We start from the raw sequence: 10,721 nt of genomic DNA, 5'->3' as shown, positions 1-10,721 counted from the left end.
WTYTAATTATTTTTTTCATTAATTATTTACCTCCATATATTAAAAATATACCTAATTTTAGGTATATTTTATAAATATCAAGAGTTTTCGACAAAATTAAAGAAATTATTTTAATATTTAATTTTTTTCAAACATAAACCATATGGTTTTGCACAATATTTTGTTGTTGCTCCTTTAGGCGGACAGTTTAATTGTGCTTGTAGTTCAGTTAAACTAACTTTGCCAGCATAACAAGCTAAAATAGTTTGTGTCAACATGCGAATTTGATAACGAATAAAACTTTTCCCCCTAAAATGAATTTCAATTTTTTTTGCTTTGTTTCGTTTAACCCAAATTTTGTTAATTGTCCGTACTGTTGCAATATCCTCGGTTGGTTTAACCCCTGCAAAATAAGCAAAATCGTGTGTTCCAACAAAAATTTGACTAATTTGATGTAACTTTTTAACATTTAATGGTGCATTAACTTTAAGTTCATAACGGTGGTTAAAAAGATCATACTCTTGATCATTAATTGTATAAACATATTCTTTTACTTTTGCAGTTCGAACACTAAAATTTTCAGCTACAAACTGATATCCTTTAATATTAATATTTGGTGGTAAAGTTTGACTAACGGTTTTAATAAAAAAAGCTAAATGTCGTGGTTGGAATGTTAGTTTTACTAATACCTTTTGATCACAAGCGTGCACACCAGCATCCGTTTTACTAGCTCCTAAAGTTCAAATTTTTTGATGACAAATACCAAAAAATGCTTTTTCCAATTCACCTTGAATTGTTCGAGCATTTTTTTGTTTAACTCAGCCACTATAATCATAACCATCATATTCAATACTTAATAATAAATATAACATTATCATCCTAAAACAAATTCATCAGTATGTGGAATCCGAATTTGTAAAAATCCTGTTTTAATTTTATCAAATATTCATCCATTAGAATTGTTATCTCAATGTCAAACTTGATAAAAAGTTTCATATTGCCCCATTGTTACTGATTGAGCAATAATAATGCTAGCAATTCCAACTCCAAAAATAAATAATAACACATCAGGAAAATGAATTCGATAATGACGATAACGTGTTCGTTTGGCATGGGGGTCATAACCACGAGCATCCATTGCATATGCTAAATCTTCAGCTTTTTGAAATACTGATACTAATAATGGAATAATTAACGCTGTTGTTGACTTAATTTTATCTTTAAAATGACCATTTTTAAAATCAACCCCACGTGAGGCTTGCGCTTTCATAATCCGTCCCGCTTCTTCAATTAAAGTTGGAATCATTCGTAAGGCAATTGAAATAATTGTTGATAAAATATGAACTGGAAAGCGCACTAGTTTTAATGGACTTAATAAATCTTCTAACGCTAAAGTTAAATCTAATGGGCGCGTTGTTGCCGTTAAAATTGTTGTAATTAAAATCATTAAATAAATCCGGCATGCCATATAAAGGGCATTAAAAATAGCTTTTTCAGAAAAAGCAAATCAACTTTTTCCTCCCGCAGCAACAGGCCCTGTTGCTGTTGCTTTTCCACCTCAATGTCATCCAATATAACCATCCGTAACTAAAAAGCAATTAATTAACAACAAAATAATAAACATAAATAAGATTGGTTTTAGTAATGCTCGTAATAACCTTGGCGGTAATTTGGCTAAAAAGAACAAACTAAAAATTGTTATTCCTAAAATGGCATAACCGGTAAAACCAGTTGAAAAAAAGATTGATATCATTAATGATAACAACATAAATAATTTTACCCGTGGATCCATTCGATGAATTGGGGAATTATAAGCAATATAACGTCCAAATGATAAGCGCATCTCTTTTATCCCTTTCTTTTTTGTTCTTTATGTTCAATAATTTTTTTTGCTAATTGGTCAATATTACGAATATTAACATTTGTTAAATCAAGACCTTTTTCTTGCAATTGATAAATCAAATGATAAATTTTTGGTGGTTCAATTAATAATTCTTGTAATAAATTTTTATCCTTAAAAATTTCAAATGGTGATCTAACTTTTAAAACTCGGCCTTCTTTTAAAGCAATAACTTCATCAGCAATTTCTAAAACATGGTCCATATTATGCGTTACTAAAATAATCCGTTTATTTTGTTCCTTATTAATCCGTTGAAATAATTTAATAAAATCCTCTTCACCTTCAGGATCTAATCCAGCGGTTGGTTCATCTAAAATTAGAGTATTACCCTCCATCGCTAAAATTCCCGCAATCGCAACCCGGCGTTTTTGCCCTCCTGATAAATCAAATGGTGAACGCTCTAAATAATTTAATGGTAAACCAACCATTTCTAGATATTTTTTGGCATTTTCTCGAGCAACTTCTTTATTTTCGCCCAAGTGAACTGGACCAAACATAATATCTTTTTCAATTGTTTCTTCAAATAATTGATATTCTGGAAACTGGAACACTAAGCCAATTGATTTTCGTAATTGTTTAATATTTTTAATGCGTTTTTGTTTTGCTTTAATAATAAAACCATTTGCATCAACCACTCCTGTCGTTGGAATTAATAAACCATTGATATGTTGAATTAAGGTTGATTTGCCGCTTCCTGTTGATCCAATAATAGCAGTAATTTTCCCAGGTTTAATAACAACATTAATATCTTGCAAGGAAGTATATTCATAAGGTGTTTTAGGAGCATAAACATAAGACACATCTATGAATGTAATATCAACATTTTGTAATGCTTCAATTTTAGGTTGTTTTTTTACTTTTGACATATCTCATCCACCAACTCTCTAAGATCTAGTGTATTTTTCACTTTTAAACCATTTAAGCGTAAACTATCAACGACTTTTGAAACAAAAGGAACATCTAAATGAATTGATTTCAAAAACTCTTCATCATACAAAACTTCATGTGGTTTTCCACATTTAACCATTTGACCTTTATTCATAACAATCACTTTATCAGCATTTAAAATTTCATCCATATCATGCGTAATTGAAATAATTGTTTTTTCGCGTGATTCTTTTAAATCCACCATAATTTGTTTAATTTCTTTTCGTCCTTTTGGATCTAACATACTTGTGGCTTCATCAAAAATGATAATATCTGGTGATAATGCTAGTGCTGAAGCAATTGCAACCCGTTGTTTTTGCCCTCCTGATAACATTAGTGGTTCATGGTCAAGAAAATTATTCATACCAACTTTTGCCGCAGCTTTATCAATAATTGCTTGCATTTCTTTTTGCGGAATTTGGCGATTTTCAAGTCCAAATGCAATATCATCACGAACTGTTGAGCCAATAAATTGATTATCTGGATTTTGGAACACAATTCCTAAAAATTTTCGAATTCCTGTAATTGTTGATGAATGAACTTCATTACCAAAAACTTCAATTTTCCCTTTTTGTGGGCGTAAAACACCAATAATAATTTTACTAATTGTTGATTTTCCACTACCATTATGTCCAATGATTGTAACATATTCCCCATGGTTAATTTCAAAACTAACTCCATCAACAGCATTAGGATGATTTTCCCGATAGCGAAATTCAACATCAGTTAATTTTAATGAAATATCATTTAGTTTCTCTAACCTTGCATTTATTTTTTTTGTTTTTTTTGCCATTTCTTCTCATCCTTAATGTTTTTTTACATAATATTTTAATTATATACTCAATATTTAAAAATATTAATTGAAATTTTATCTTTCCAATTATACCATTAATTATATATAAAAATTATAAATACACAATAAATCATTACTTTTTTGTAAATTATCTGCGCTCTATCAATAACCGCCATCATTAAAAGGATTATCATCTAAGTCAATATTTTGAACATAGACATCCCGTGGTTTTGCTCCATTTTGTGGACCAATAATCCCATTTTCTTCTAAAGCATCAATTAAACGACTAGCACGATTATATCCAATTGAGAATTTTCGTTGAATTAAAGATGTCGAAGCTTTTTGATTTAAAATCACAAAACGTTTAACTTCTTGATACAATGAATCAATATTATCGTTTTCATTACTACTTCCTGTTTCACTATTTATTTCAATATTTAAAAACTCTTCATCATAATCAGGTTCTTGTTGAGCACGGCAAAATTCAACTAATCGTTGAATTTCATCATCAGAAATAAATGCCCCTTGCGCACGGGTTGGAATATTTTGCCCGGCAGGCGCATATAACATATCACCATACCCAATTAGTTTTTCAGCCCCACCTTGGTCTAAAATTGTACGAGAGTCAATTGCTGAAGTAACTGAAAAGGAAATTCGCGATGGAATATTTGTTTTAATTACCCCGGTAATAACATCTGTTGAAGGTCGTTGTGTTGCAATCACCATATGAATTCCAGCGGCACGAGCTAATTGCGTAATTCGCATAATTGAATCTTCAATATCTTTTCCAGCTGTCATCATTAAGTCAGCTAATTCATCAATTATAACAACAATATAAGGTAAGCGATCTTTTGCTGTAACTTTTTTATTAAACGATTCAATATTGCGGACTCCACGTTCTGATAGCATACTATAACGACGTTCCATTTCAGCAATTATTTTTTTTAAGGCAGAATTTGCTAATTTAGTATCTGTAATAACTGGCGCTAATAAATGGGGTAAATTATTATAAACAACTAATTCAACCTGTTTTGGGTCAATTAATAATAATTTAACTTCCGATGGTTTTGTTCGTAATATTAGCGATGATAAAATGGTGTTAATACAAACAGATTTTCCACTACCTGTTGAACCAGCAACTAATAAATGTGGCATTTTATCTAATTCAACAAAAATAATTTCTCCGTTCACACTACGACCAATGCCAACTAATAATTTATGATCTTGTTTTTCTAATGGTAACCGTTCCATAATTTCACGTAATGTTACTTTATTACTAATTTCATTAGCAATTTCAATTCCAACCGCTGACTTTCCCTGAATTGGGGCTTCAATTCGAACATTTTGAGTCGCTAAAGCATATTTTAGATCATTTTCTAAATGCATAATTTTGTTAACTTTCACTCCTGGTTGCATTTGAACTTCAAATTTTGTAATAGTTGGGCCAATATTAATTCCTTGGACACTAGCAGCAATATTAAATTGTTGAAAAACTTGATTAATTTTCACTGCTTTCTTTTGCGCAGCAAGTTTATTTCGTTCATTATTACGACGGTTATCTTCCTTTGGACTTAATAAACCTAAATTTGGTAATTTGTAATGTGGATTATTAAAAGTATTTCGGCGCGAAATAGTTTGACTATTTTTTTTATTAATCTCAATTGACTTGGGTTTCATAACACGGTGGGATGGTTGATACGGCATGTCAAAATGTTGTTGATCCATTAATGGTGGCTCATAATTCGAATAATATTCATCTTGATATGGTTCTAATGGATGATGATATTCTGAATTACTTTGTCGATGATAAATTCCTTCATTAATATCAACTGTTTCAAATTGCTCTGATGGCGTTGGATTAAATTCTTCTGTTGGTAATTGTTCATCATAAAATGATGTTTGCTTTAAAGTTGTTGAATTACTACCTCGATTAATTTTTTCAAAAGGCGTGATATCAGTTGCTGAATTCAACTTATCGCGTGCAACATCAATATTAATATCTTTTCCATAAGAAGAACCATACACTGGTAAATCATCAAGTTTTTTATTAAGCGTATTATTACTACGGCGATTACGTGGTTGAATATATTGATCCGGTGTTAATTGCATTCGTGAACGGTGCGGCAATTGCGAAGAATGTGGTGACTGTGAAGGCCCTGAATGATAATCATTAAAAGGTTCTTTTGCATTGAAAGGTTCTTTTCGTAATTCTGGTGTAGAACTAGTTTGATTATCAAAACAAACATAATTTTGTTTCATTTTTTTCTTACCAACAAAATCATCCGCAATTAAATCATCAATTAAATGTTGGTCATGTAAGGCTGTATATGATGGCATTTGAATTGTAATATCTGATGCTTCTGTTGTATGCATAACTTGCCGAACTGAAAATAATTCCTCATCAGGAATATTAAAATTTTGGTAAATATTTTGCTTTTGACGTCGATTTGCTGATAAACGTAATACACGTACACCTTGTTGCTGACGTTCATTTTTTGGTAAAAACATCCCAATTGCTGTTCCGGTTGTGACTCAACTTCCTCATAATAAAAAAACTGATAAACACAAAATTAATGAACCAAAAATGGTAGTATAACTAGCAATCCCAGCTAAAAGATCGCCAATCATACCCCCTCCAGCACATAAAGTAATTCAAGCACCATTAAAACCAACAAATGTTATCGGATGGTTTGGATTAGGATTAAAAATTGATGCATCTTGTCACCGTTGCAAATAATTCTTAACAACATCTAAAAAAACAGTTTTATCAAAATACGCCATTTGCTCGTTAGCATATTGATAAATTAACAAAATGCTACTTACCAATCAGCAGGATAAAATGATAAAGGTTACCACCATTCAAATTACCCGTGATTTTAATCGAATCCGTACTCCAATAAAAATTGTCAAACCTAGCACTAAGCATACAAAATACATTAAATACTTAAACCAGCCAAATGCAAATGTAAATAAAACATCATCAATAAATTGCCCAATTAAAGTAATTCGCCCTATGGCAAGAATAGTAAAAAACGTCACTAATAATGCCCCAATTACTCACCCGATGGAATCATTACGACGCTGCTTTTTTTCGACTTTTAAGATTGCAGTTTTCTCATTCTGATCATTTAATAACTGATCATCATAAGATTTCTTTTCCATAGTGCAGCCCTCCTAAAATTCTAAATATTTAAAAATTACTTTAAATATGACCATACACTTTAAAAACTTCAAATATTTATCTACTATAAATATATCATAAAATTAAATTTCATTCACAATTGCTAAAATAATTGGTGTTTTTCCTGTTTCTGTTTTAACAAATGAACTAATTGTCGATCTAATTTCATTTTTTACTTCATTGACATCATACATTTCACCAACAACAGCTTTTTTATAATGTTTCTCAATAATTTCAATAATAACTTTTTGCATTTTACGGAAAATATCATTATTTTCTTGAATATAAATTACTCCTCGCATTTGCGTGTCAATTAAAGAAACCAATTCCTTTGTTTTACTATCAATTGAAACTCCTATAATAACAACTCCATCAGTAGCTAATTGCTTTCGTTCATTTAAAACAACTGCTCCAATGTCACCAACGCCAATCCCATCAACATATAAATCAGCGGTTTTTACCTTATTACTTTTTTTCGTATATTCACCATCAATAAATTCAAGACCTTTGCCATTATCAACAATAAAAATATGTTCTGGATTAATCCCAGCTTCAATTGCTGCCATTTTTGCTTGCACAAAATCTTTATATAAACCTTTCACTGGCACAAAATATTTTGGATTAATAATTGAACTCATTAATTTAACATCTTCATAACTTGCTGTCATTGTTCAAACTTTTTTATCCGATAAAGCAATTGTTTTTGCGACAGTTCGTGCTAATTCATCTAAAACATTGGCATGATTTAATTCACTTCCTGGGTTTGGCGGTGTTGCTAAAATAATTGTATCACTTTCTTTAATATCTAGAATATCATCATTACCAGAAGCAATTTTAATCAAACGACTATATAAACGTTCTCCACTACCAGTTACAATAATTAATGATTTTTCTTCTTTAACTGCTTCTTGTAATCCTTTTAAATTAATTCCATTGAAATTTAGTTTTTTACTATCCGATAACACTTTTAATGACTCTAATAAAGTTTGACCATAAATTCCAACTGAAATATTATTTTCACGAACTAAATCAAATAACTCACTAATTTTATGTAAATCTTGATCAAAACAAACTAAAATAATACGATCTTCTGTTTCTTTAACAGCTCGTTCAATATAATTTTTAATCTTATGGTTTGGTGCTGTATAATCACGGCGTGAAGCTGATGAGGCTTCTGATAAAAATAATAATACCTTATTTTTAGCAATAATTTGATTTAAATGTTGTAAATCTGTTGCAAAATTAGGGTCTGCTTTAGCATCAAAAATATAATCTCCAGTATAAATAATTGTGCCATCAGGTGTATGCAATGCAAAACCAAAACTATTTGGCATATTTGTTGTTGTTGAAAATACTTCAACCTTGCATAAACCAAAATCAAGAATATCTTTTGCATTGATAACATGAAAACATTCTTCTTTCCCACGAACTTTAAAACGTTGTAAATGGAATTTTAAAATATTACAAGTTAAATCACTTCCATAAACTGGGAGTGCCAATTCTTTTAAAATATAAGTAAGTGCTTCAGAACATTCATCCGAAGGTTTTGTAATAAAAACACCTTTAATTCGAGTACGGTTTTCTTTTAGATAATCAAAATTAGGAATTACTACATCAATTCCTAAAATTCCACGTTCCGGATTTTTTGTTCCCGCATCAAAAATAAAAATATCTTGTTCTACCTCAATGCAGTATAAATTTTTACCTCGCTCGTCTAATCCACCAAGAGCGAAAAAATTAATTTTTGCCATAATTAAAATCGTCTACTTTCTATTCGCTGTTCATTAATTAATACTTATTTACATTTTATTTTTTAAATGTATTTATACATTTTTCCCCTTAATACAAATGTAATCTCTCTAAATAAATGTAATCTTAATTATTATACATTACTATTAAAAAAATATCCAAATAATCGGAAAAATATCATATTTTTATTATCATAACACATTTTTTGAGTTAAAATAATAATATTTAAAAGGATGTGAAAATAATCTTGAAAGCAATTTTTCCATGTAGTTTTGACCCAATTCATGATGGTCATCTTAATATTATTAAAAAAGCAAGTACTCTCTTTTCAAAATTATATGTTGTAATTACGAATAATTTAGAAAAATCAAATCAAACGAACATTAAAACGCGTGCTAAACAAGCTGCCATAGCTTGTCAAAACCTTAATTTAAATATTGAAATTGTTATTAATGACCAAATGTTAACTAGTGATTTTGTTAAACAATTAGGGGCTAAATATATTATTCGAGGCCTACGAAATAATAACGATTTAAAATATGAAATGGAATTAGCTTTTGCTAATAAACAATTAAATAAAGATCTTGAAACAATTTTTTTTATTGCCGATTATGGTTTGAATGAAATTTCTTCAACTTTTTTAAACCAAATTAAGCAATTAAAAAAATAAAAAAATATTGAGTTTCAATATTTTTTATTTTGTCTTTTATTTTCCTAATAAATTAAACATATTTTGTTTATAAATCTCAACTCCTGGTTGATCAAATGGATTTATCTCTAACAAGTAAGCTGACATTGCACAAGCTTTCATAAATCAATATGCTAAATAACCAAACATTTTATCATCCATTGTTGCAAATTCTAAAACAATATTTGGAACATGCCCAACTTTTGTATGAGCAGCAACAACGCCTTCAACAGCAATGGTATTTACTTCATGCAATGTTCTTCCAGCGAGATAATTTAAACCATCGGTATCTACTGCTGCTTTTGGCAGGTTAAGATCAATTTGTGGTTCTTTAATTGCGATAACTGTTTCAAATAAAATATTTTTTGTCCCTTCTTGAATGAATTGACCAAGAGAATGTAAATCTGTCGAAAAAACATACGATAATGGTAGTAAACCCTTTGAATTTTTTCCTTCTGATTCCCCAAATAATTGTTTCCATCATTCGGTAATCATCTACATTTGTAACTCATAAGTTACAAGCATTTCTGCTTTATATTTTTCCTCTTGATTTAAAATATAACGTCCAACAGCATATTTATAGGCATGATTAGTGAAATCATCAATTAAAGTATCTTGATAAGCTTGTTGTGCTCCTTTAAAGACATTATCAACATTAATACCACTTACTAACATTGCAAAAATACCAACTGGGGTTAACACTGAATATCTTCCCCCAATGTCATCCGGAATAACAAAGGTTTGATAACCTGCTTTATCAGCTAATATTTTTAGAGCACCTTTCTCTTTATCTGTAATAGCAACAATTAAGTTGGCTGCTTTTAGGCTTCCTTCTTTTTTTCTAAAAGCTCTTTACAAAGACGAAATGCAATTGCTGGCTCAGTTGTTGTCCCTGATTTAGACACAACACAAATTCCAAATTTTTTGTCTTGAAGATATTTCAAAACTTGTGCTGTATAAGTTGAAGACATTGTATTCCCAATATAAATGATTTCTACTTTTTGTTGACTATATAACCCATTAATCATTTCAATTGCTGCTCGCGCACCAAGATAACTCCCATCAATTCCAATTACCAATAAAACGTCAATTTCACTAGCTAATTTCTTTGCTGTTTGTTTCATTTTTGCAAGCTCTGCTTGATCATAATTATTTGGTCACTCAACTCAATCAAGGAAATCATTTCCTAATCCTGTTTTATTATGAATCATTTGGTGAATATCTTTAACTCGCCCTAAATATTTGTTAAAAACAGATTCGGCTAATGCATTAGTAAAATCTACTTTAATCATTTTAATAATATGCCTGCTTTCTATCTAAAAAACCTTACATTTGTAAAAATTTTAATTTATTTGCTTGTTAGTGAATTAATTTTTTCACTAGACTTCTTGCATAAGCTAGTTATTTTAAAATTCCTATAAAATATATTTAAAATAGAAATTATAGGAATCTAAAATTATGAAATTTGATAAATTTGATTTTATTAATGATAAAGAATTATTCR

At 29.7% G+C, this 10,721-nt stretch carries 7 protein-coding genes and 1 pseudogene; 1 reads left to right on the top strand and 7 read right to left on the bottom strand.

Annotated elements, in window-relative coordinates:
- Positions 1-110: 110 nt before the first annotated feature.
- From truA to EHV01_RS01200, 6 genes are all read right to left on the bottom strand, one after another.
- Positions 111-851 (bottom strand): tRNA pseudouridine(38-40) synthase TruA, encoded by a 741-nt coding sequence (gene truA / locus EHV01_RS01225; protein WP_422065855.1) that lies wholly within the window; start codon positions 849-851, stop codon positions 111-113.
- Complete coding sequence (locus EHV01_RS01220) at positions 851-1,822, bottom strand: energy-coupling factor transporter transmembrane component T family protein (protein ID WP_422065854.1); 972 nt, start codon at positions 1,820-1,822, stop codon at positions 851-853. The genes truA and EHV01_RS01220 overlap by 1 nt, the downstream gene beginning before the upstream one ends.
- Before the next feature lie 5 nt (positions 1,823-1,827).
- On the bottom strand, positions 1,828-2,745 hold the full coding sequence (locus EHV01_RS01215; protein ID WP_422065853.1) for an energy-coupling factor transporter ATPase: 918 nt from the start codon (positions 2,743-2,745) through the stop codon (positions 1,828-1,830).
- Positions 2,733-3,599 carry an energy-coupling factor transporter ATPase gene (locus EHV01_RS01210; protein ID WP_422065852.1) on the bottom strand — a complete coding sequence of 289 codons (867 nt, stop codon included), beginning with the start codon at positions 3,597-3,599 and terminating at the stop codon, positions 2,733-2,735. The genes EHV01_RS01215 and EHV01_RS01210 overlap by 13 nt, the downstream gene beginning before the upstream one ends.
- Before the next feature lie 159 nt (positions 3,600-3,758).
- Positions 3,759-6,761 (bottom strand): DNA translocase FtsK, encoded by a 3,003-nt coding sequence (locus tag EHV01_RS01205; RefSeq protein ID WP_422065851.1) that lies wholly within the window; start codon positions 6,759-6,761, stop codon positions 3,759-3,761.
- A gap of 102 nt (positions 6,762-6,863) precedes the next feature.
- Positions 6,864-8,531, bottom strand: a complete 1,668-nt coding sequence (locus EHV01_RS01200) for a ribonuclease J (RefSeq protein WP_422065849.1) — start codon at positions 8,529-8,531, stop codon at positions 6,864-6,866.
- A 245-nt stretch (positions 8,532-8,776) separates the two neighbouring features.
- On the opposite strand from EHV01_RS01200, the gene coaD reads away from it, so the two are divergent.
- Positions 8,777-9,199 (top strand): pantetheine-phosphate adenylyltransferase, encoded by a 423-nt coding sequence (gene coaD, locus EHV01_RS01195; protein WP_422065848.1) that lies wholly within the window; start codon positions 8,777-8,779, stop codon positions 9,197-9,199.
- Positions 9,200-9,235: 36 nt separating this feature from the next.
- On the opposite strand, the pseudogene EHV01_RS01190 reads toward coaD, so the two are convergent.
- Positions 9,236-10,509, bottom strand: a pseudogene (locus tag EHV01_RS01190) (glucose-6-phosphate isomerase).
- Positions 10,510-10,721: the final 212 nt, after the last annotated feature.

Source organism: Spiroplasma sp. hy2, assembly GCF_044714365.1.
Classification (GTDB): Bacteria; Bacillota_I; Bacilli_A; order Mycoplasmatales; family Mycoplasmataceae; genus Spiroplasma; species Spiroplasma phoeniceum.
The sequence above is the reverse complement of the archived record's forward strand: the minus strand, read 5'-3'. Positions and strand labels throughout refer to the sequence as shown.